General features: G+C 48.4%; 15 protein-coding genes. 11 read left to right on the forward strand and 4 right to left on the reverse strand.

Annotation, left to right across the window (positions count from 1 at the left end):
- Window positions 1-25: 25 nt before the first annotated feature.
- The 10 genes from ABIE26_RS07605 to ABIE26_RS07650 are packed head-to-tail and all read left to right on the forward strand — an operon-like array spanning window position 26 to window position 12,985.
- Entirely contained in the window at window positions 26-1,789 is a 1,764-nt protein-coding gene (locus ABIE26_RS07605; RefSeq protein ID WP_310138307.1) for a RagB/SusD family nutrient uptake outer membrane protein, read from the forward strand.
- A complete protein-coding gene (locus ABIE26_RS07610; RefSeq protein WP_310138305.1) occupies window positions 1,779-4,997 on the forward strand; it encodes a hypothetical protein in 3,219 nt (1,072 codons plus the stop codon). The genes ABIE26_RS07605 and ABIE26_RS07610 overlap by 11 nt, the downstream gene beginning before the upstream one ends.
- Before the next feature lie 20 nt (window positions 4,998-5,017).
- A complete protein-coding gene (locus tag ABIE26_RS07615; protein ID WP_310138302.1) occupies window positions 5,018-5,758 on the forward strand; it encodes a glucosamine-6-phosphate deaminase in 741 nt (246 codons plus the stop codon).
- An 11-nt stretch (window positions 5,759-5,769) separates the two neighbouring features.
- On the forward strand, window positions 5,770-6,168 hold the full coding sequence (locus tag ABIE26_RS07620) for a RidA family protein (protein WP_310138300.1): 399 nt from the start codon (window positions 5,770-5,772) through the stop codon (window positions 6,166-6,168).
- On the forward strand, window positions 6,165-7,145 hold the full coding sequence (locus tag ABIE26_RS07625; protein WP_310138297.1) for a 3-hydroxyacyl-CoA dehydrogenase family protein: 981 nt from the start codon (window positions 6,165-6,167) through the stop codon (window positions 7,143-7,145). The genes ABIE26_RS07620 and ABIE26_RS07625 overlap by 4 nt, the downstream gene beginning before the upstream one ends.
- A gap of 4 nt (window positions 7,146-7,149) precedes the next feature.
- Window positions 7,150-8,460 (forward strand): aspartate aminotransferase family protein, encoded by a 1,311-nt coding sequence (locus ABIE26_RS07630; RefSeq protein WP_310138296.1) that lies wholly within the window; start codon window positions 7,150-7,152, stop codon window positions 8,458-8,460.
- A gap of 11 nt (window positions 8,461-8,471) precedes the next feature.
- The gene (locus ABIE26_RS07635; RefSeq protein ID WP_310138293.1) at window positions 8,472-9,410 is read left to right on the forward strand and encodes a 3-hydroxyacyl-CoA dehydrogenase NAD-binding domain-containing protein; all 939 of its coding nucleotides are present in this window, start codon (window positions 8,472-8,474) and stop codon (window positions 9,408-9,410) included.
- Between the two features lies 1 nt (window position 9,411).
- Complete coding sequence (locus tag ABIE26_RS07640) at window positions 9,412-10,494, forward strand: dipeptidase (protein WP_310138291.1); 1,083 nt, start codon at window positions 9,412-9,414, stop codon at window positions 10,492-10,494.
- Window positions 10,495-10,520: 26 nt separating this feature from the next.
- Window positions 10,521-11,885 (forward strand): hypothetical protein, encoded by a 1,365-nt coding sequence (locus ABIE26_RS07645; RefSeq protein ID WP_310138289.1) that lies wholly within the window; start codon window positions 10,521-10,523, stop codon window positions 11,883-11,885.
- Window positions 11,882-12,985, forward strand: coding sequence for a D-TA family PLP-dependent enzyme (locus ABIE26_RS07650; RefSeq protein WP_310138287.1), 1,104 nt, complete (start codon window positions 11,882-11,884; stop codon window positions 12,983-12,985). The genes ABIE26_RS07645 and ABIE26_RS07650 overlap by 4 nt, the downstream gene beginning before the upstream one ends.
- Window positions 12,986-12,992: 7 nt before the next feature.
- Here the strand turns inward: ABIE26_RS07650 and ABIE26_RS07655 are convergent, their stop codons facing one another.
- Genes ABIE26_RS07655 through ABIE26_RS07670 form a run of 4 tightly spaced genes read right to left on the reverse strand, consistent with a single transcriptional unit; the run spans window position 12,993 to window position 21,113 of the window.
- Window positions 12,993-15,062 carry a glycoside hydrolase family 2 protein gene (locus tag ABIE26_RS07655; RefSeq protein ID WP_310138284.1) on the reverse strand — a complete coding sequence of 690 codons (2,070 nt, stop codon included), beginning with the start codon at window positions 15,060-15,062 and terminating at the stop codon, window positions 12,993-12,995.
- Window positions 15,059-16,684, reverse strand: coding sequence for a RagB/SusD family nutrient uptake outer membrane protein (locus ABIE26_RS07660; protein WP_310138281.1), 1,626 nt, complete (start codon window positions 16,682-16,684; stop codon window positions 15,059-15,061). The genes ABIE26_RS07655 and ABIE26_RS07660 overlap by 4 nt, the downstream gene beginning before the upstream one ends.
- Before the next feature lie 17 nt (window positions 16,685-16,701).
- Window positions 16,702-19,785 carry a SusC/RagA family TonB-linked outer membrane protein gene (locus ABIE26_RS07665; protein WP_310138278.1) on the reverse strand — a complete coding sequence of 1,028 codons (3,084 nt, stop codon included), beginning with the start codon at window positions 19,783-19,785 and terminating at the stop codon, window positions 16,702-16,704.
- Window positions 19,785-21,113 (reverse strand): glycoside hydrolase family 16 protein, encoded by a 1,329-nt coding sequence (locus ABIE26_RS07670; RefSeq protein ID WP_310138276.1) that lies wholly within the window; start codon window positions 21,111-21,113, stop codon window positions 19,785-19,787. Before ABIE26_RS07670 ends, ABIE26_RS07665 begins: the two co-directional genes overlap by 1 nt.
- A gap of 172 nt (window positions 21,114-21,285) precedes the next feature.
- Between ABIE26_RS07670 and ABIE26_RS07675 the strand changes: the two genes are divergently transcribed.
- The gene (locus ABIE26_RS07675) at window positions 21,286-22,308 is read left to right on the forward strand and encodes a GntR family transcriptional regulator (RefSeq protein ID WP_310138275.1); all 1,023 of its coding nucleotides are present in this window, start codon (window positions 21,286-21,288) and stop codon (window positions 22,306-22,308) included.
- The last annotated feature ends 16 nt before the right edge of the window (window positions 22,309-22,324 follow it).

A 22,324-nucleotide genomic window follows, 5' to 3' on the forward strand; every position in this document is an offset into this window, starting at 1 on the left:
GAAAACCTTGAATAAGCACTGTACCATGAAAACAATGTTAGCCATAATGGTGGTTGCAATCCTGTTTTCCTCTTGTAAAAAATACCTTGCATCTGAGGAGCCGGACAGCCGTTTTCCTGAGAAATATGTTTTCAGTTCTGTGCCCACCACAAAGAGCGCTGTAATGGGAGTTTACCAGGTGCTGGCCCTGGTATTCAATGGCAGTAATATTCCATTTCGCTTTCCCTTAGATACAGATGAGGGGATGTTTAATAACGGAACCCCCGGCGTAAGTGACAATTCCATCACAGACATTACAAAATACAACGTAAGTCCCACCAATATTCAGCTTCCCATATTGTATGATCAGCTGTATGTAGGTATTGAACGGGCGAACAACTGCATTAAGAACATACCTTCATCTGACTTGTATAAAAATGGCTCCGCTACTCAAAAAGCTGAATTGGAACGTCTTTTAGGTGAAGCACTGACTTTACGTGCCCTCTTCTATTTTGAGTTGATAAAGGTTTGGGGAGATGTACCTGCGCCCTTCGTTCCCAGTATAGACCAGGAAAACATCGCCCTGCCAAGAACCGACCGCCAGGAAATCTATGATCAGGTATTGAAGGATCTGGAACTGTCCGCTACACTGGTGCCCTGGCGCGGAGACGGCGTTGCTTCGGTAATTGACGAACGCATTACCAAAGGAGCTGTGAAAGGCCTGAGGGCCCGACTGGCGCTTCATGCAGGAGGATACTCACTCAGAAAAGGAGGCAAAATGGAGCGTACCGCCGAATACTTAAAGTATTATGAGATCTGCAAAAAGGAATGCTTAGACATTATGCAAAACAGGCAAAAACATACATTAAACCCAAGTTTTCAGGCCGTATTTAAGGACAATATCCTGAAATACAAAATTGAACAATACGGAGAGGTTATGTTTGAAGCCGGCATGGGGATAGAAGCTCAGGAAGGTAACCTTGGATTTATGGATGGACCGAAAATCATTCCTATAGGATTTACTGCAATAAGAGGAAATGGGGTAATAAGGATCCTGCCGTCGTACTTTTATGCATTTGATCCCTTGGATACCCGCAGAGATGTAACTATCGCACCCTACCAGATTGATCTGAACACAATGATTGTAACGCCGAATGCGGTTTGGGCAAATGGGAAATTCAGATTGGACTGGTTAAACCCCCTTCCCAGCTCACAAGCTATAAGATGGGGCATCAATCAACCCATATTAAGGTATTCTGATGTATTGCTGATGTTTGCCGAAGCAGACAATGAATTGAACAATGGTCCGACTGCTGAAGCAAAATCAGCATTTGAAGAAGTCAGGCGACGTGCATTTAAAGGTAGTGAAAGTCAAATTGGGATCACACCTTCGTCAAAAGAGGCATTTTTCACCGCAATTGTTAATGAGCGTTTTCTTGAATTCGGGTGTGAGGGCATCAGAAAATACGACCTGATCAGGTGGAATATGCTTTGGACAAAAATTCAGGAGACCAGAAGCATTTTAACAAAAATGAAGGACAAAATTGCACCATACGACAATCTGCCGCAAACCATGCGTTATAAAACCGGGGCAACATCATTGATCTGGGGCAACTCTTTCTATGAAAAAACACCTACAACCCCTGTACCGGCTGGTTATGCATCTTTTACCTGGATAAATGCGATTGTACCTTTATACATACAACGTGTGGCGATGGAATTTAAACCGAACCACAGCGAGATCTTACCACTGCCGATGACGGCAATCAACAGTAATCCAAATCTTTCAAATACAGAATATGGCTACTAAGAAAAGATCATTTGCTTACCTTCTGTTTCCACTTTGCAGCCTTGGCCTCTTCATCGCGGCTCAGGCGCCTGTTTACGCCCAGAATACCAAAGAAACGCTATATAGCCGGGTAAGATTTTGTGAACGTATCATAGAAAAAAAACAGGCCAGCCCCGAAGAAAAAGCAAAACTGATAACCTATTTAAGCGCAAAAAAGGATACGGTAAACTGGGCTTTGAATTTTGAGGATACTGCCGATGAAGTTACCCGTTCTTCTGCAGCCCGGGCACTGATGATGATTGGAGAAGAAGGGATATCGGTATTGCGGGAATGGGTAGATAAATCTCCGACACTAAGGGGTAAAGTAGAAGCCATAGTGGCACTAAGATCAGATCCAAAATACATTGGCGATCCTGTTTTACGCAAGAAAATGGAGATGCTGTTTCCGGCAATTCAAAAGGAATTCGAACCAGACCCTGTTGGGTCTGAGCTGAAAAACTTCGACTTCCAAAGCAATAATATCAGTTCAGACTGGACTTTTCATGAGCAGGAAAAAGGACAGGGACAGGTGAGTTATGATAAAAGTACCAGAAGAGCAGGAAGCGGGAGCATTAAGATGGAAAAATTCAGCAGCGGTGGAGAAATATACATTCGCTCGAAACAGCTTTTTGATTTGAAGAAAGGAGAAACCTGCCTGGTCAGGATGTATTTTAATACCTACAATGCCTCAGAATTGTCTGCCTGCCAGATTTTGTTCGAAGATGAGAAAGGACGTGTAACCGCTGGTAAAGATGAATATTATGGTGAGGCGCAGACTTTGCTTAGAAATGCTACGCCAGGCGACTGGATCAAAAGAACAGCTAAACTTCAGGCTACGGAAAATACCAGATTTTTCATTCGTATTGTACTGCGGGGCAATCCGGTTACCGTGAAATTAGACGATATCGAACTACCTGCCATTAACCGCAGTTTCAATCTGGCTCCAATGGAAACGCTGGCAAGCAGTAATCAACGCGCCCCGGCTGAACCTTTAAAACCTGTTAGTGCAGAAATTAAGACCATTGATAACCGTTCAAGACTGGTGGTAGACGGGAAAGTAGTACCGCCGATACTGCATTTTGCTTTTGGCAGCAAAGGTAACTTCGGAGATTATGCAGCGATGGAAACCTACGGTAAAATCAAATTGCAGACCTATAGCGTTCAACTGAATGATGCCGGTATTGGGTTGCCGGGTCGGGTAGCCATATGGCCAAAAAACAAAGTCTTTAACTTTACCGAGGTTCTTGAAAGATTTGAGTTTGCGGCAAAAAACGCACCTGAAAGTAAGTTTTTAATCGGCTTTATGGTGCGCTGGCCAGATGACTGGATTGAAAAACATCCTGATCAGACCTGGCAGAATGCAAGTGGACAACGGGGTTATGGTGATGCATTGCTATTTAAAGGCTTTACAGACGCTCTGCCGGCAGGTGGCCGTTGGTGGCCCTCACCGTTTAGCGTGCAGGCCCTGGATGATGCAAAAGAAGGAATCCGCCTGTTTGTTGAAGCCTTAAAAAAATCGAAGTATGCCAACCGTGTAATCGGCTGTCATATTGCCGGCGGCCATGATGGGCAGTTCAATACAAGTAACCACCCCGACTATTCCAGCGCAGCGGTGACTGCCTTTCAGCAATGGTTGAAAGCGAAGTACATCAATGCAGATGCCTTAAAAAAAGCTTGGAACGACAAGTCCGTGAACTTCGACAATGCCAAAATTCCGGATTACAGCGCAGTTCCCAATAATGCAGCAGGGATACCGAATGCTTTCTACGATCCTTTGGTGTTCCGTAAATATGCCGACCACAAAAAATTCCAGTCTGAGCGGGGCATGATCATAAGAGATCAGCTTGCCGGGGCTTTCAAAGACGCTATGGGGCGGCCGGTGATCGGACTGACCTGGGCAATGGGTGGCGGCCGGGGCCAGGGTACCGAGCCTATATTTATGCAATCAAAAAATCTTGATGCGCTGATTCCCCAGCCCAGCTATGCACGCCGTTTACCTGGAATATCCGGCGGCTTACGCAACGTTGCGCTGAGTTCCTTTGCGGTGCACGGAAAGATGCTGATCAAAGAACTTGACCTGCGTACCTGGCTGCGAAATGCTACCGATGAAACTTACGCCCAGCGGCTAAGCACAGATTATACACCGGCCATGTTTGAAACTTCCTTTAAAAAGGAAGCAGCTCAAATGATCACAAAAGGATTAGGCTTCTGGATGTACGACATTGGGCGTACACATTTCAGGGATCCTGAAATGCTGGAAACAATTGCTTCCGGTGTTAAAGCATACCAGGAAACAGAACTGCTCAACCAGAAACCGTTTAAGCCGGAAATCGCGGTTGTCTTTTCAGACGAGTCGCAATATTGGGAAGCCAGTCCCTTACGTGCTCTTGACGGGAATACCGGCTTTGATCTGGGTGCGTCTGGGCTTGTATTTGATGATTTATACCTGGCCGACGTGCTGAAATATGAAAAATGTCAGGACTATAAAATGTTTATTATTAAAGATGCCTGGCTATTAACTGATGAGCAAAGAAGTCAGATCGCTGCCAGGCTTCAAAAAGATAAAAAAACAATTGTGTGGAACTACGCTTCGGGATACATCCATGATGAAGGATTGTCTGACAGGCACATCAGTAAACTGACAGGTATAGATATCCGTGGTGACCTGCTTAAAAAGTGGCCTGTAGTAAAGTATTCGGAGGGCAAAGACCCATTGTTATCTGGATTGTCGGGCATTACCGGGGTAGGATTAACAACACTGGCTACGATGGGCAAAGGCGCCGCTACTCCTGGATTAATGCGGGGCTTGCACCGATTTGTTGTATCGGATAAACAGGCTACCGTACTGGCCAGGTATGAAGATAACGAACCTGCCGTTGCCGTAAAACGTTTCGGGAACTGGACCAGTGTATATTTTGGAATGCTGGGTACGCTCGACGGTCGTTTGTTATCCAACATTGCTGCCCAGGCCGGAGTTCATGTTTTTACTAAACCAGGATATAATGTAGAATATAGTGGTAACATGCTAAGTGTACACAGTCTGTATAATGGCCCGGTCCAGATCCACCTCCCCTCGCCTGCGCATGTTACAGACATGAGTACAGGTAAAGAAATAGCCAAAGGATCTGCCTTCACTATAAATACCGTTTCCGGTCAGACAGACTGGTTTAAAATACAAACTATAAATTAACGATACTGCCACATACACAGATGAAAATCAGCATTAAAAAAGACAACCTGGAATTAGGTGCGGCTGCAGGAACTTTGGCAGCGCAAATGATCCGCAGTGCCATTGCGGAGAAAGGGAACGCAAACATTATTCTGGCTACGGGGACCAGCCAATTTGAAACATTAAACCAACTGATCCGGGAACAAGATATTGACTGGGGTAAAGTAACCATGTTTCATCTCGATGAGTATATCGGGCTGCCGGAAACGGCAGCGGCAAGCTTTCGCAGCTACCTGAAAGAACGTTTCCTGATGAAAGTTCCGGCACTGGCAGCTGTTTACCTGATTGACGGGGAAACCGCGCCCGGGGCAGAATGCGAACGTCTGGCAGCAGCCATCCTTGGGCACCCCATTGATGTAGCGCTGGTTGGCATCGGCGAGAACGGGCACCTGGCCTTTAACGATCCGCCGGCAGACTTTGATACCGAAGTCCCTTATATCGTTGTCAGTTTAGACGAAAACTGTCGGAAACAGCAACTGGGCGAAGGCTGGTTCCCAACCCTTAACGATGTGCCCCGGCAGGCCATCAGCATGTCGGTACGCCAGATCATGAAGTCGAAGTGCATCATTTGCTCGGTGCCGGATAGCCGTAAGGCAGAAGCAGTGAAGAATTCCCTCAAAGCCGCAGTCAGCAACTCCTTTCCGGCCAGCATCCTGCAGCTGCATCCAGACTGTCATTTATACCTGGACAGCGCCTCGGCCCAGCTTATTTCAGCCAACTAAAACAACAACACATGAATAAATTTGTGATCAAACACCCAGACCGCAACCCAGACTTTGCTACGGGTGCCTATTCCGACGGCATTAAGGCCAACGGCTTTCTGTTCGTGAGCGGACAGGCTGCCGTTGATTTTAAAACGTCACGCTTCGTTCTGGGTACCATAGAATCGGAAACCCGGCTTACACTCGATAACATCAAAGCGATCATTACTGCAGCCGGTGCTACAATGGATGACATTGTAAAATGCACCGTTCATCTGGCAGATATCGGGGATTTTGAACGTTACAATGAAGTATATGCCAGTTATTTTCCAGGCATTAAACCAGCCCGGACCACGGTACAATCGGTGCTGGCAGAAAACATCAAAGTAGAAATTGACTGCATCGTGCGGTTGCCGGAGGGTAGCGTATGAGTTCAGACCTCCAAACGGAAAATCTGCCAATCGGCGTGGTTGGTCTGGGCCTGATGGGAACGAGTATTATCGTATCGTTACTGGCAGCCGGGCATCCCGTAATTGCCATTGCGCCTTTACCTGCAGATGAAGCCGGGTTTGAAAGCCGTTTGATGGCACAGCTGGAAGCCTGTCGCGAGGCAGGTATCCTGACCCGGGAACCGAATGATTACCGTGCCATGATCAGCATATCCGAGGACTACACTGCACTCCGTAATTGTACGCTGGTACAGGAATGTGTCATTGAAAAAGTAGCGGTCAAAGCACAGGTGTACCAGCAGATCACGGCCGTGGTAGGCGCAGAAACGGTGATATCCAGTAATACCTCGGCCATACCCATCACCGAGCTGCAGCAACTGGTGGCCTGCCCCGAACGTTTCCTGGGTATCCACTGGGCTGAACCAGCCTTTGCCACCCGTTTCCTGGAAATCACCTGCGGGGAAAAAACTAACCCCCGGCACGCGCAGGTCATTTACAATATGGCCCATTTGTGGGGTAAAGAACCTACCCTGATAAAAAAAGACATCCGCGGTTTTATCACCAACCGCCTGATGTATGCCGTATACCGCGAAGCCCTGTTTCTGGTTGGGCAGGGACTGACCACACTAGCCGATGCCGATAAAGCCTTCCGTTACGACGCCGGGTCATGGATGACACTAATGGGTTTGTTCAAACGTATGGATTATGAAGGACTGGAAGACCACCTGCAAACGCTGAACAGTCTTTTCCCGCAACTCAGCAACGCAGCAGAGGTGCCGGAACCGATGCAGGAAATGGTTGAGCGGCATGCCCGCGGCACCCAGAGCCGGCAAGGCCTGTACAGCTATACAGCAGAATCGGCCAGTGCCTGGGAACGTTCATTTGCAGAATTTAACAAAGCTATTTTCCATTTGGCCAGGCGATATCCCGGTGCGCCTGCCGTAAACCCTCTTCCCTAAAAAAATGACAACTTTTTCCTATCAACAATCGGCAGCAATGCTAAACCGCTCCAAAAAAGTGCTGGCGGGCGGTGTTTCCTCAGAATTTCGCCGCTATAACCACCCTCATGCGCTGTTTTATACGCATGGGCAGGGCAGCCGCATTTACGACGTGGATGGTAATGAATATCTTGATTTTACCTTAAGCCAGGGTCCGCTCATCCTGGGCCACTCCCATCCGGAAGTTTTGAAGGCAGTTGCTGAATATAGCCAGCAGGGACAGATCTTTGCCGGTCAGCACATCCGCGAGCTGGAACTGGCCGAAACCCTGCAGGCGCTGATTCCTTCCGGAGAGCTGATGCGTTTCTGCCTGGATGGTTCTGAAGCAGTGCAAACTGCCTTCCGGGTTGCCCGTGCCAAAACCGGCCGACCAAAGTTCCTGCGCTTTGAAGGCCACTATCACGGCTGGATGGACAATGTCTGCTGGGGAATATCTGCCCCTTCGGCCGAAGCTCTGGGTTCGTCTGCGCAGCCAGAGGTTTTTCCGTGGTCAGCAGGCCTGTCCGCGCGTTCCCGGGAAGATTTTATCATCCTCCCCTGGAATGACTTGCCACTACTGGCAGATACGCTTTCCCGTCGCTATCAGGAAATTGCCGCTGTCATTACCGAACCGGTTATGTGTAACAGCAGCTGCATCCTACCCGGCCCCGGCTATCTTGAAGGGCTACGTGATCTCTGCAGCCGGTATGGTATTGCGCTTATCTTCGATGAGGTGATCACCGGCTTCCGCTTAGCCCTGGGCGGCGCCCAGCAGTACTTTGGGATCAGCCCGGATATCTCGGTATTTGGCAAGGCAATGGGCAGCGGCTACCCTATCAGCGTGGTTAGCGGTAAACGTGAATGGATGGAGCTGATTGAGCACTCCGAGGTGATCCATGCCGGCACCATGAATTCATGTAATCCAACAGTGGCGGCGGCCCTGGCCACGATCTGTGAGTTACAGCGCAGCCAACCTTATGAACGCCTTTTCCGCTACGGGCAGGAGCTGATGACCTGCCTGCGTAATGCCGCGCGGAAAACCGGGCAGAATTTACTGGTACAAGGACCGGGGCCCATGTTCAACACCGGCTTTACCACACTGCCTGCTATCCGCAACTACCGCGATACCTTCAGCTATGACAAAGCTAAGCTGAACCGCTTTATTGCCGGCATGCACGATCAGGGCATCCGGATCATCGGCCGTGGTCTCTGGTATATCAGCGCTGCACACGGGCAATCCGATATTTCCCGGGCCGTAACCGCCGCGGAATACGTACTGAGCACACTTGACGATTAATACTTAATCATATGACAAATCAATACCTCTCCCATACCCCTGTGCTGGTTGCAGGCGAAGGTCAGCTGAGTGTTACCCTGGCCCTTTGCCTGGCACAGGCTGGGCACAGGGTAAGCTTACTTACAGATGAACCTGCAGCCAGCCAGGAGTTTCTGGCCTACCACCAGGGGCAATTGGTACAACACCAGCAAATCCTAAACCCGCCGGTGGCCGTTCATCACACTTCAGAGATTCATAGCAGCAATGCCTTTGCTTTCGGCATCATTGTTACCGCTGAGTCCCTGGCCCGGAAAAAATACTGGCTCGGTAAACTGGAAGCAGTCCTCGCTGCCGATGCAGTCATCGGTGTCAATACAGGTGCCATTCCATTAACTGAACTGCAAAGCGGGCAGCGCAACCCCCGGAGGATCCTGGGTATGAACTGGTGTGCGCCGGCCCATACCACACAATTTCTGGAAGTCATTGTCAATGAGCAGGGCAACGGGCAGTTGGCTGCAGCAATCTGCAAACTGGCTACCGCTAACTGGGCTAAGGACCCTTATATTATCCGTGGGGAAACCGGCATTCGCGCACGCTTGTTTGCCGCCATGGCCAGGGAAGCATTTTTCCTGCTGCGCGAAGATTATGCTACTGTAGAAGATATTGACCGTGCCTGCCGCAATGATCCGGGCTATTACCTTCCCTTCGCTGGAAATTTCCGGTACATGGATCTGATGGGCACTTATGCCTACGGCCTGGTTATGAAAGAACTTAACCCTGAACTGGCTGCAGACACCCAAGTGCCTGCCTTCTTCGGGAAACTGGTGTGCGAAGGGCATACAGGCATGGCCAGCCGGCAAGGTTTTTACCAATATGAAGCAGAAGCGCTTCGCATCTGGCAGGATACTTTTAGTGAATTTAGTTTTCAAATCCGGGACCTGATGCAGCAGTATCCCGGCCAGTTTACCTGATATGAATATACCATTGATCATTGATGCCCACCTGGACCTGGCGATGAACGCGCTGGAGTGGAACCGCGACCTTAGCCGTCCGCTGGCCGAGATCCGGCAGCGGGAAATGTATATGAAAGATAAGCCCGACCGCGGGCGGGGCACAGTATGCCTCCCCGAACTCCGGAAAGCGGGTATCGGGCTGGTTGTGGCAACCCAGCTCTCCCGCGTAACACCCCCGGGCAGTACCCTGCAGGGCTGGCATTCTCCGCAGCAGGCCTGGGCCATGACCCAGGGACAGCTGGCCTGGTACCGCGAGATGGAGGCGACAGGTGAAATGGTACAGGTACGGGACCTTCCCGGCCTGGAAGCCCATCTTGCACTCTGGAGCGAAGCATCCATACCATCCGCCGGGAAACCCGTGGGCTATATCCTGAGTTTGGAGGGGGCCGACTCACTGGTTGACCTGGGTTATCTTCAGCGTGCGTACGACGAGGGTTTGCGCGCCGTTGGCCCTGCGCATTTTGGGCCCGGCAGGTATGCCCCCGGCACTAAAATGACCGGTGGTCTGACCCCGGAAGGCCGCGGGTTGCTACGGGAAATGGCCCGGCTCAATATGATCCTGGACATTACCCACCTGACAGATGAAGGTTTTCAGGAAGCCATGGACATTTACCAGGGCCCCATCTGGGCCAGCCACCATAACGTTAGGGCGCTTGTCCCTACACAGCGGCAGCTAACCGACAACCAGATCCGGCAGCTGATCGGCCGCGGGGCAGTCATCGGAGGTATGCTGGATTGCTGGGCAATGGATATCCGCTTTATCGACATGGTCTCCGATCCCTGGCAGCTGGATATCAGGCTTGAAAAACTGGTCGATCACTGGGACCATATCTGCCAGCTGGCCGGCAACACCAACCATATCGCCATCGGCAGCGATCTTGACGGGATTTTTGGCACAGAACAAAGCCCCTGGGACCTGAACTCCATTGCCGACCTGACCAAATATGAAACGATACTTATGCAGCGTGGTTATCAGCCTGCCGATATCGAAAAAATATTCTATAAGAACTGGTTGGACTTCCTGCGCAGGGCCTGGGCCTGACGCAGCCAGCTTAGCACAAAATGCTTATGTCTAACGAACCTTTCAAAGCAGCCACTGCTAAAGTGGTCATTACCCCGCCCCTGGGCACACTTATCAATGGAGATTTTATTAACCATTACGCCTGCAGGGTGCATGATGAACTTTATGCCAAAGCGCTTGTTCTCTGTAACGGGCAGCAGACCCTGGCAATTGTTGTGGTAGACATATGTGCGATGCAAAAAGATTTCATCGACGAAGTTAAATCCTTAATTGGCAACCAAACCGGGCTGCCCGCGGAAAACATCATGCTATCGGCTACGCATAGCCATGCAACCGGATCGGTAACCAGTTTACTGCTTGGCGCGGCCGATCATGCCTACCGGCAAAAATTACCCGGACTGATTGCCCGCTCCGTTAGCCTGGCCTGCCAGGAACTCAGACCTGCACGGCTGGCTTTTGGCGCTGTAAAGGCGCCGGAGCATCTGCGCTGCCGGCGTTACCACATGGAAGCCGGTTACGAGGCATTCAACCCGGTAACCGATCAACCCGAAAGAGTGAAGACCAATCCCTTCGGAGGCGAAACAGCCATTCTTGAACCTGTAGCACCGGTTGATCCCGAACTGGCATATATGGTCCTGCAAAGTACTGATGGGCAATGGCTCGGCCTGCTGGCCAATTATTCGCTGCATTATGTGGGCGATTGGGAAAACGGTATGCTTAGTGCAGATTATTTCGGCTGCTTTGCAGAAGAAGTGCAGCGTTTGTTAGCAGCGGGGACGGGCTTTAACGCAATAATGAGCAACGGCACCAGCGGCGACGTAAATATCTGGGATTTCAAAGATCAGGGGCGTTACCCTACCGGCACACTTCAAAAAAGCCGGTTAATCGGTCGTGAACTGGCCGAACGCGTGGTACCGTCTTTAAACGGGCTCCATTGGGATACCTCACCCTGCCTGGCTGCAGCATTTGAGCTGGTACCGGTACCCCGGCGCGAAACCACACCTGAGGCAATAGAAAGGGCCAAAAGCATTCTTGCCAATGCCAGCCTGGAAAGCATTTGTGAGATTGACCAGGAAAACCTGCGGCAGATCTATGCCCGTGAATGCCTATTATTGCAGGAATACCAGGCGGTAACCAGCTTTCCAATCCAGGCCTTCCGTATCGGGCAAGGGATGATCGGAGCTTTAGGAGGAGAATTTTTTTCAGAAACCGGCTTGTGGCTAAAATCCAGAAGCCCTTTCAAGCGTTATTTTACCATCACTATGGCCAATGGTTATACTGGATATGTCCCACCGGCGCAAGAACTCGCCCTGGGCGGTTATGAAACCTGGCTATGTCGCAGCAGTTACCTCGCAGCTCCTTCAGAAGCGCTGATCAGGCAACGTTTGCATAAACTTTTACAAAACTTATGAAACCATTATCCCCCTGGTACCTTATCCACAATAACAATAACCTCGATACACCTGCACTGGCGGTTTATCCGGACCGCGTTGCCCAAAATATCAGGCTGTGCCTGGCGTTGGCCGGTGGCACCGACCATCTCCGGCCGCATGTGAAAACCCATAAATCTGCAGCGCTTACCAGGCTGCTGATCGCTTCCGGTATCTCCAGTTTTAAATGTGCTACCGTTGCAGAAGCGGAGATGCTGGGTGGCTGCTCTGCCGGGGATGTATTGCTGGCTTATCAGCCAACGGCAGCAAAACTGGAGCGTTTACTTGCGTTAATGCTAAAATATCCCGGCACTTCTTTCTCCTGCCTGGTTGACAATCCGGCTACGCTGGAGTTGCTCTCTGCTGCCGCCGTCCGGAAAAAACTGACCTTGCCGGTATATATTGACCTGAATATCGGGATGAACCGAACAGGCATTGCACCCGGAAAAAAAGCCCGGGAGTTGTATGCGCAAGCACTGGCCACCCCACAAATTGAACTGAGGGGGCTGCATGCCTACGACGGCCATATCCACGCCAGCAATCCCAATGAACGGGAACTGGCCTGTACCGCGGCCTTCGCACCGGTGGAAGCCTGGCGAAACGAACTCAAAACTGCGGGACTGCCCTATCGCCTCATTGCCGGCGGTACGCCTACTTTTGTATTTCATGCCCGCCGGGAGCATACCGAATGCAGCCCGGGTACCTTCGTTTACTGGGATCAGAATTACCTCAACAGCCTTGCTGAACAGCCTTTTTTACCTGCGGCCCTTGTTCTTACCCGCGTTATTTCAGTACCGGCACCAGGACTGGTTTGTGTTGACCTGGGCCACAAGGCCATTGCCTCAGAAAACAACCTGCTTCAGAGGGTCACGTTCCTGAATTGCCCGGGACTCACTCCGCTCAGTCATAGCGAAGAGCACCTGGTTTTGTCGGTGCCTGCCGGTACGCAGCTGGAGGTTGGTGACCTGCTGTATGGGCTGCCCTTCCATATCTGCCCAACAATAGCTTTTTACGATCAGACACTTACCATCAGGGATCACCAACTCAGTGGTTACTGGGAGGTAACTGCCCGCAAGCGTTAATGTTTCGCTACCTTATAAATACAATAGTTTCTTCGCCAACGGCATAACCCATTGGGTTCAGCAATTGTATCCGAACTTTGTATACCTGCGCTGTAGACTTCCGGTACACGATGTCTTGCCGCAGGGGCGCCTGCCCAGGCATCACATCCGGCAATCCAGGGGAAACTTGTCCAATAATTTTTTCGTCCCTGGTCAGCAGCTGCATCCGCAACCTGTATTGCCTTAAAGCAAATGAGGGGAGATCGCCTGCTTTACGCGGTTGAATTTCCACCTGCATCGTCTTTCGGGCCGCATTCCATTCCGCTTTTATCGCGGCAACTGGCGCGAAAGCTTTGCGGATCTGTTGGGCCGCCTTTTTTTCCTTACGCGCTGCGTCTACTACTCCCCATGTTCGGTTTCCACTTGCCGGTGTACCGCGATAATTGCTACGGTAGTCATTATATGCCCACAAAGAAGCTCCTGCTACATACTTCAAAGCTGCAAGGTTTTTCAGTTTATCCAATACCCCGTCGTCAAGTTTGCACTCAATACCCTCCCCGATCTGCCCCTGTCCAAATTCCGTTACCAGAACCGTTTTGTCAGGCCATCGCTGATGGATGGTGCCCGCGGCTTTTACAAAATCTCCATAGTTGTTGAAACAAATGATGTCTGCATATTCCGCTGGTTCCTCATCGGGACTTATCTCTTCACGAAAAGCCGACAGGCTAACATAGGTGACCAACCTGGTACTGTCCAGCTCTTCTTTGACATACCGGAGCATAGAAGTAACGTACCGGTATTGTTCTTTACTCATACGCATCCTGCGCCAGTCTTTAATGTCAAGTACAAGTTCATTGGCTACACTCCATCCGATGATCGATGGGTGATTATAGTCACGTGTCACCATCTCGCGCAGCCACTGTTTAGCTACCGGACTGTCTTCAAAAGCATGTGGGTCTTCGCGGCCCCATACCGGGATCTCTTCGATCAGCAGCATTCCAACGGAATCCGCATAATTCAATAGTTCGGCCGACAACGGTGCATGCATCATCCGGGTCATATTGCAACCCAAACTTTTCATGTGGTCAATATCCTGCTTAATGAGGGCGAAAGGTTCTGTATTGCCATATTGACGATGGTCATGTACCCTGTTGAATCCAAAAAGCCTTACCGCCTCCCCGTTTAAGAACAGCTGGTTATCCTTTACTTCCACCTTACGGAAGCCAAAGCGGCTTTCCTTACGGCTCAGGAGTTCGTTTTCTTCGTACACAGAGAGCTCGCAATGGTATAAGTTTGGAAAGTCAAAATGCCACAGCTGTATGCTGCCGGCAAGTGAAAGGCTTAAATTTCCTTCATACCTGCGCGCACCGGCAGGAATTTCCACCCGCACTGAAATGCTGTCTGCCTGAAAAGTACCAGCCAGGGCTTGCAATGGTCTCACACGCATCTGAATGCGCAGCTTACGTGCTTTCTGGTCGTTACTTTGCAACTGGTAACGCAGCTTTACCTGCCCTTGTTTACTTTGCAGATTCGTTGTTGGACTGATAGCGATCTCTGTTAAGCGCAGCGCCTTACTCCCCCTGATGGATACATTGCGACTGATTCCGCCCCAGGCCCACCAGGCACCGCGTGAGTAGGTATTGTCTGCCACTACGGCAATGGTGTTATTTTTTCCATAGCGCAGCAGATCATCAATGGCAAATTCAAAAGGAGTATAGCCTCCGCTGTGCTGCCCCACATAATTCCCGTTGACATATATTTTGGCTGTTTCATATACCGCTTCAAAACATATCCTCAGGTTTTGTTTTTCGAGCTCCTTTGGTATAAAGACCTCCCTGCGATACAAACCCAGCCCGCGAAACTCGCTGTAAGCCTCATTTACATCCCAGTTGCCCGGAACAGGCAGGCGGGCCCAGCCCTGGGTCTGAGCGCTGTCCGGATGCACCGAAGCGGGGATTTCAGCGGCGCTCTTCAGCGTTTTAAATGACCAGGTACCATTTAGAGACATGAAGGGCGCGATATCGGTTTGCTGCGCACTTGCTTCAGTAGCTGATAACAGCAGTGCTGTCAAGAGTAAGCCAACTATCAATAACCTCATTGCCCAATTAGTTTATTCGCATCCGTTTCCGTTTTCGGAATTGGCCAAAGATAGCCCTTCGCAGCATCAAAAGGGCTGCGCTGCAGGGCTGTACTTATTTCATAAACAATTCCACCAGATGCGAAACGCGTTAGTTTAGCAGGGTTAAATCCCCTGAGGTCTTTATACGCATCCGGACCAATTTCCCAGCGCATAATGTCAAATATCCTTAAACCCTCAAAGGCAAACTCCACCCTTCTTTCGTGCCTGATCACGTTTCTTAGTGCATCTTGCGACAACCCTGCTCCTTCCACCGTTTCCACTTTAGGCATCATCACGCTGGTTCGTTGCCTTACCTGGTTAATCAAACCATAAACATAGGCCTCATTGTAATTACCTTGTTCAACCAGGGCTTCGGCCTCCATCAGCAGCACATCTGCATATCGGATAATAACCGGGTTTACACCCGAAATGCCCGGAACATTGTAATTGGTATAGTCTACATACTTCCTCACCCTTAAACTGGTCAGGTTAGCGGCTTTCTTATCCGTTGGATAAAATACGCCTGGTGCTTTGGTAGTTGCATTGTACGAATCGATGGTATAAGGCACAACGATACTAAAGTGCATTCTTGGATCACGGTTTTGAAAGCGGTTGTCGTACCCGCCATTTAACACATAGGTGGAGGGAACAACCAGGTCCGAAGTTCTTACGGCAGGATTGTACAATTTATTATTCGGATTGCTTATAGAAAGACCGTTGGTAGAATAGTACTGCTCATACAGATCATGGGAAACCTGGTAGCCCGAGAACAGGTAAAATCTCTCGTACCAGGAATTGGATAGCCCCTGGGGCAATGCATTGGTTTGAAACTGCATATCAAAAATGGTTTCCAGGTTACCTGCTTCCCCCTCAGGCAAAAACAGGGTTTTATAGTCGGGCATGATCTTGTAATAATTCAGTGCCTTAACGCTTACGCAGCAGGCGGCAGCTTCTTCATATCTTTTATTATATAGCAATACACGTGCTTTAATGGCCAATGCGGCGCCTTTGGTGGCCCTGCCTTTATCCGAAGCCGCATAAGAAATCGGCAACAATGCAGCTGCATCTCCCAGGTCTTTAAGTACGAGTTCCACAATCTCAGCTTTTGTGCTCAATGCTTTATTCGCATCCTCCAGGCCTTCTGGTTTTAGGCGCATGGGTACACCACCAAAAAAGAACGACAGATCGGCATAAGCCAGGGCGCGTAAAAAAGTCGCTTCGCCTTTGTATTGGTTGCGTGCTGCCTCTGTAAGCTTCACCTTATCAATATAAGTTAAAACGGTATTGGCCCGTAAAATAACCCTGTAATTTCTTGACCACTTGTTGCCAATATAACTTGTTTCATTATTATACGTTCTGTTCCACATATCCCGGTAATCCGGAAAATACCCGTTATCAACAATGAAGTCGGTATAGATGGGTTCGTTCTTATCCGAAATGTAAGCCCGGTAAATACCACTTACAGCTTCTTTGATATCGTTTTCTGTTTCGAAATTGTCGGGTGCAAGAAAATCGATGGGCTTCCGGTCCAGGAAATCCTTTGTACAGCCGAACGCCAAAAACATGAGGCCACTTAAAAGTATATATTTGATGGTTTTCATATCTTTTACAATTAGGGTTAGAAATTAAGGTTAAGGCCAATAGAATAGGTAGCCACCTGCGGGTGAAAAGCGACTGTAACATTGGTAGCACGTCTTTCCGGGTCAAAGCCTTCAGGGAAGCTGGAAACCAGGAAGAGGTTCTCGGCGCTCACAAACAATCTTAAACGGCTCAGTTCTAACTTTTTGGTGAATCCGCTGTTGAAGGTATAAGACAGCTGCAAACTTTTTAGTCTCAGATAAGCAGCATTGTAAATGTTATAATCGGTAATTAATGCATCCCTGCCCTTATCCACATAAATGCGCTGGTATTTGTCGGAAGGGTTATCAATCGTCCAGCGGTTGGTAACCATGCTTTGCAGCAATGGGCCGGTTGTGTTAAAATAAGGGGCAATCAGGTTGCCATTCATGTAGGCATTTGCCTTGCCCGTACCCTGCGCAATTACATTCAAACCAAAGTTTTTGTAAGACAGATCTGCCGAAAGCGAGTAGAGCAGTTTTGCAATGGGGTTACCGATCAGGGTCTTGTCATCGGCATTGATCAGGCCATCGTTCTTAACATCGCTGATTTTGATGTCGCCGGGCGCCGGATTAGACATTACGCCAGAAACATTGGGCATTCCGGGTTTCAATACATACGTTCTGCCGGCATGGGGCACCGATGGGTCGCTGTTGTTCTGCCAGGTGAAGTCAGACACCTGGTAGATCCCCGCTACTTTGTAGCCATAAAAAGAAGAAAAAGGCGCTCCAACCATACTCCTGTTGGTGAGGCTGTGGTCTACATAAGGTAATCCTCCTAATGAGGTTAATTTGTTGTTGATGTAACTTGCATTTACCGTAAAACCATAGTTAAGCTTATTGGTTCTCTTCGGCGCATTGTACCCAAGACTCATTTCGATGCCTTTGTTTACCATGTTACCAATATTCTGGTAAGGCAATACCGTAACGCCCAATGATGGGGGAATGGTTACGCGGGCAAGGATATCAAAGGTTTTTTTGTTGAAATAATCTAAAGTGAAATTCCACCGGTTCCATAAAACCAGGTCCATGCCCACATCAAACTGTTCTGTTGTTTCCCATCTGGTGTCTTTGTTAGCCAAAATTACAGTACCCCTACCCGGAACAATGGAGTTTCCAAAGGCATAGTATTCAGACCCGCTCATCTGGTCGGCAAATGCATACTGGGTAAAGATGTTCTGGTTGCCCAGACGCCCCCATGAGGTCCTTAACTTGAGGTAGATATTCTTTTTAAGTCCGGCAAAAAAACTTTCTTCACTAATTCTCCATCCTGCCGAAACCGATGGAAAATTACCCCATTTACGCTTATCCGCAAAGCGGGAGGAACCGTCCCTTCTCATATTCAGTTCCAGCAAATATTTTCCGGCATATGAATAATTTAACCTTCCGAAGAACGAAGCTGTAGCTGTTTCATTGGCGGCACTTGAGAGGAATGGAGAAGTCGGATCCCCATAGTTAAAAATTGGCTGGTTAGACGACAAGTTCTTTACACTTCCAGCATCATAATTGTAAATCATTTCGAGCCTTTCGTGAGCCGCTAATAGCTTAAAATCATGTTTTCCCTTTTTCAAACCATATTCTATGGTGGCCAGAAAAGTGTTGAGGTCACTTTGTGTATTTCTTTTTTCAAGGCTAGATTCCCTCAGATTAACCGAAGTTTCTTCGTAAGTACCCGAAGTAAAAAAACGGGGTGTAAAATTCACGTAATCTGTTTTAAGCTTATTATTGCTCAATAAAAACTTACCAATCAAACCTTTAACCGGCTCAACCTCTACACTGGCCCGTGAATTGAGGCTATTCAGTTTATTCTCTATACCGCCGCCTAAATTCATAGCGCCCAGAAATCTGCCGGGATAGCTGTACAAATTCGGATTACCGGAAATCGTATCTATCGATTGAACATAGGCAGTAGGCAAAGAACCCGAAATCTCGGCAAGTACAGTATTGGTAGCAGAGATCAGTTCTTTCCCGGTTTCTGAATAACCCACCAGGCCCAGGCTCAGTCTTACCTTGTTTTTGATAAAACTGCCGCTTAAGCTGGTGTTGTACGACAATCTTTTGGCTGATGTGCCGGTTAATATTCCATTTTGATCCCGGTAACCTACAGAGTTGGAAAATTTATAATTTTTATCTCCGCCCCTTAAACCCAGGTAATGGTTTTGCATGTAAGCTTTTCGGTAATAGACGTCGTACCAGTTGGTATTTGGGAAGTTCGGATCGGTCTGGCTTCTAAAAAGGTCCAGCTGGGCTTGCGTATAAACAGGCCCTAAGGCCACATTGGCCCTGGCCTCGTTTAGCAAAGAAGCATAGGTGTAAGCATCTACAGTTTCAGGCAATCTTGTGGCGTTCACCATAGAACCTGTTGCATTGTATTCTACCTGGAGCCCTTTGCCGGAATTTCCTTTTTTTGTTTCGATAATGATTACCCCAGCTGAAGCCCTGGAGCCGTAAATAGCAGCAGACGCCGCATCTTTAAGCACAGAGACCGACTCGATGTCATTCGGGTTCACATCGTTGATGTTCGCCTGCACACCGTTAATGATCACCAGGGGGTCATTATTGTTGTCTATGGACGATACGCCCCTGATCCTGATCTGCGAATTGTCATCTCCCGGCCTGCCCGAACTTTGCACAATGGTTACTCCGGCCAGCTTTCCCTGCAAAATCTGATCGGCGGAAGTAAGCGCCCTTCCTTCCACTTCTTTAACGGAAACTGTACTTACCGCACCGGTTAAATTGGCCTTGGTTTGAGTGGCATAACCAACAGCAACTACTTCCTGCAGCCCTATAACGTCTTCCTTAAGCACCACACTGAGGGTTGTTTTGCCGGAGATAGTGACCGTTTGTGGTACAAAAGATACCGAACTGAACTCCAGTTGTGTCAGGTTTTCAGCAACTGCGATCGTAAACCTTCCCTGTGCATCTGTTGTGGTGCCTGCTGCATTATTTTTTGGTTTAACAGCAACTCCTGGTATGGGTTTACCTTGCTCGTCAGACACTTTTCCGGTGATTTTTCGGGTTTGTGCGCTCACCTTAAAGCAGAAAAAGAATAAAGCGGAAAGTATGAATAGATATTTTTTCATCATTATAAATCATTGTTGTGTAGTACATTGGATACCCCACCAATAAGAGATGGAATGAAGGTCAGGTCTGTGGTCAGCAGAATTTTATCACAGCGGGCGTGATACTGGGAACTGTCAAATATGTCTAAAATATTCTGGCCTGCTGCAAGCGTGAAAGTGCCTCCCGATTGCCATGCATAACCATCGGTGCCATGTGTACCATATTCTGTAGGCGATGTAATTCCATTCACAATCACCTTAAATTTCCTGGTGCCCGGAGCAGTTGTAAAGTCACGCGAACGCACCCAAAGTTTATATGTACCGGCAGTAGCCACGGTAATCCCTGTCCGTGCCCGCAGCTGTGTACTATCGCGGCCGGCACTGTAACTGGTAAAGCCTTTTATGATCAAACTATTCTGCACATCACGTTCCGTTGTCCAGTTGCTTTTTTGCACAAAATCTTCTGCCTCAATCCAGAGGTCAGTGCCACCGGAGGCCATTGGGCCCCTTTGGGCATCAAGCGCATTGATAAAAGTTGTTTTGCGGGTATTGTATTCGGAAGGAGAAATCGTATAGGCGCGAACGTAATCAAAATAGACATGTCCGGAGCTCGTTGCGTCGGCTTTCGTAGCGATCGCTGAGAGCCACATGTAAAAATTATGCTGAGGCACGCCACGCATATCTACGGTTTTCAATAAAAGACCATCAAAGTAATAGTTAAGATAGTCTGGAGTGTACTCAAATCCGTAAGTATGGTATCCTGCACTCAGATCCGGGGTAGAAGTATGGTAACCACGGTTTACATTACCCGGATAAGGCCCCCATTCTATCGCTCCATAGGTAAGGTGATAAGCATCATACTCACCGTAATGCTCAAAGCAATCAATTTCCAGCATTCTGGCATTCGCGGCTTTTATCGGGTTGGGATCATCGAAACCACTCATTCCGGTAGTCCAGAAAGCCTCGTGCCATCCGTAGCCCCCGTCAAGCCTGGCGCTTACTTCATAATAGCCGTAGCCGCTCGCAGTTTTGGTAATGATGCCGCCGCCCGTAAGACTCTTGCCGCCGAAATTTTCTGTTTTAAGATCAATTACGAGTTTGCCACTGTCCAGGCGAACATTCGCAGCGCGCTGGTAACTTTTCTGACTAACACCGACGCGGTATTTCCAGTTGGTGGTGTCCAATGCAGGGGCATTAAATTCGTCCGACCAGGATAGTACATAGCCATCCAATGGTGCATCGTTGACCATGTTAACGGCAAGGAGTCGGGATTCCTTCCCATACAGTTGAATTTTTTTGCAGGCAATACCGAAGATACTGACGCAAATTAACGCGTGAATTACAAGTTTCATATTTGGTCTGGTGTGGTCTGGTAATAACACCAATGCAATGATATGTTATTTAATTAATTCCTCCAAATATTTTTTTAAACAATCTCAAATACAGTATTTTAGTATAACTTTTTTTTTAATAATAGCATATCTGGTTTGGTTTGATATGGTATTTGTATATTTTTGCTGCCGTATGAAAACAGATCTCATTCCTGAAAACGAGCCGATTAGCGGGCAACGCATGAAGTACCTGCAGTTGGTGGATCATGTGAACCAGCTAATTGACTCCGAGCAGTTACACCTTGGCGAGCGCTTGCCCTCCCTGAAGCAATTTGAAAAAGACTTGGGTATGAGCAAGGAAACGCTGCTGAGAGGTTTAAACCACCTGCTCGAAAAAGGAATTATCGAAGCTGTATACCGAAAAGGTTACTATGTAAAGAAAAGATCAGTAAACCATTCCTTCCGCATATTCCTCCTGCTCGATAAAATGAATGTAATGCGCGACAGGTTTTACCATACTTTGTTCGACCAGCTGAAAGATGTGGCAAACGTAGATGTTTATTTTCATCACCACAACTTTAAGGTTTTTAACGATCTTATTACGGAAAACCTGAACAATTACACTCACTTTGTCATTGTTACCTACCTTAAAGAAGATTCTTCAGAAGTTCTTAATCGTATCCCAGCCCAAAAACGCATCGTGATTGATTATCACCAGTCTGGCTTAGAAGGAAATTATACCGCTGTATACCAGGATTTTGAAAATGATATATATGATGCACTCTCTGAACTAAAGAAAAGCCTCTCCAAATACCAGAAATTGATCCTCATTGCTCCAAACGAGGCTACTCATGCGCGTCATGTTGCGGATGGTTTTCTAAGGTTCTGTATGGAACACAATGTCGATTATGCCATTCAGCACCAGGTTGAAGAGAACGGGTTCAAAAAAGGCAATGCCTATATTACCTTTAGCCGCTATGATACCGACGATGTAATGTTGATAAAAATGGCGAGAGCATCCAAATTCAAGCTAGGTGAAGATATCGGGCTTATCTCGTACAATGATTCGGCGGTGAAAGAAATACTGGAAGACGGTATTACCGTCATCTCAACAGATTTTGAGGCTATGGGCGCAACAGTAAGCAAAGCAATCAAAAGCAAGGAGCAGATTGTAATGCGGAATCCCACACACGTAATTTTGCGAAAATCATTGTAATTCCTGATCATTACCA

The sequence above is a fragment of the Pedobacter africanus genome, from assembly GCF_040548825.1.
GTDB classification, from domain to species: domain Bacteria; phylum Bacteroidota; class Bacteroidia; order Sphingobacteriales; family Sphingobacteriaceae; genus Pedobacter; species Pedobacter africanus_A.

Coding starts and splice junctions, on each gene's coding strand:
- ABIE26_RS07640 (WP_310138291.1), top strand. CDS start 9,412: ATGAATATACCATTGATCATTGATGCCCACCTGGACCTGGCGATGAAC.
- ABIE26_RS07615 (WP_310138302.1), top strand. CDS start 5,018: ATGAAAATCAGCATTAAAAAAGACAACCTGGAATTAGGTGCGGCTGCA.
- ABIE26_RS07620 (WP_310138300.1), top strand. CDS start 5,770: ATGAATAAATTTGTGATCAAACACCCAGACCGCAACCCAGACTTTGCT.
- ABIE26_RS07625 (WP_310138297.1), top strand. CDS start 6,165: ATGAGTTCAGACCTCCAAACGGAAAATCTGCCAATCGGCGTGGTTGGT.
- ABIE26_RS07665 (WP_310138278.1), bottom strand. CDS start 19,785: ATGATGAAAAAATATCTATTCATACTTTCCGCTTTATTCTTTTTCTGC.
- ABIE26_RS07675 (WP_310138275.1), top strand. CDS start 21,286: ATGAAAACAGATCTCATTCCTGAAAACGAGCCGATTAGCGGGCAACGC.
- ABIE26_RS07635 (WP_310138293.1), top strand. CDS start 8,472: ATGACAAATCAATACCTCTCCCATACCCCTGTGCTGGTTGCAGGCGAA.
- ABIE26_RS07605 (WP_310138307.1), top strand. CDS start 26: ATGAAAACAATGTTAGCCATAATGGTGGTTGCAATCCTGTTTTCCTCT.
- ABIE26_RS07650 (WP_310138287.1), top strand. CDS start 11,882: ATGAAACCATTATCCCCCTGGTACCTTATCCACAATAACAATAACCTC.
- ABIE26_RS07630 (WP_310138296.1), top strand. CDS start 7,150: ATGACAACTTTTTCCTATCAACAATCGGCAGCAATGCTAAACCGCTCC.
- ABIE26_RS07670 (WP_310138276.1), bottom strand. CDS start 21,113: ATGAAACTTGTAATTCACGCGTTAATTTGCGTCAGTATCTTCGGTATT.
- ABIE26_RS07655 (WP_310138284.1), bottom strand. CDS start 15,062: ATGAGGTTATTGATAGTTGGCTTACTCTTGACAGCACTGCTGTTATCA.
- ABIE26_RS07610 (WP_310138305.1), top strand. CDS start 1,779: ATGGCTACTAAGAAAAGATCATTTGCTTACCTTCTGTTTCCACTTTGC.
- ABIE26_RS07645 (WP_310138289.1), top strand. CDS start 10,521: ATGTCTAACGAACCTTTCAAAGCAGCCACTGCTAAAGTGGTCATTACC.
- ABIE26_RS07660 (WP_310138281.1), bottom strand. CDS start 16,684: ATGAAAACCATCAAATATATACTTTTAAGTGGCCTCATGTTTTTGGCG.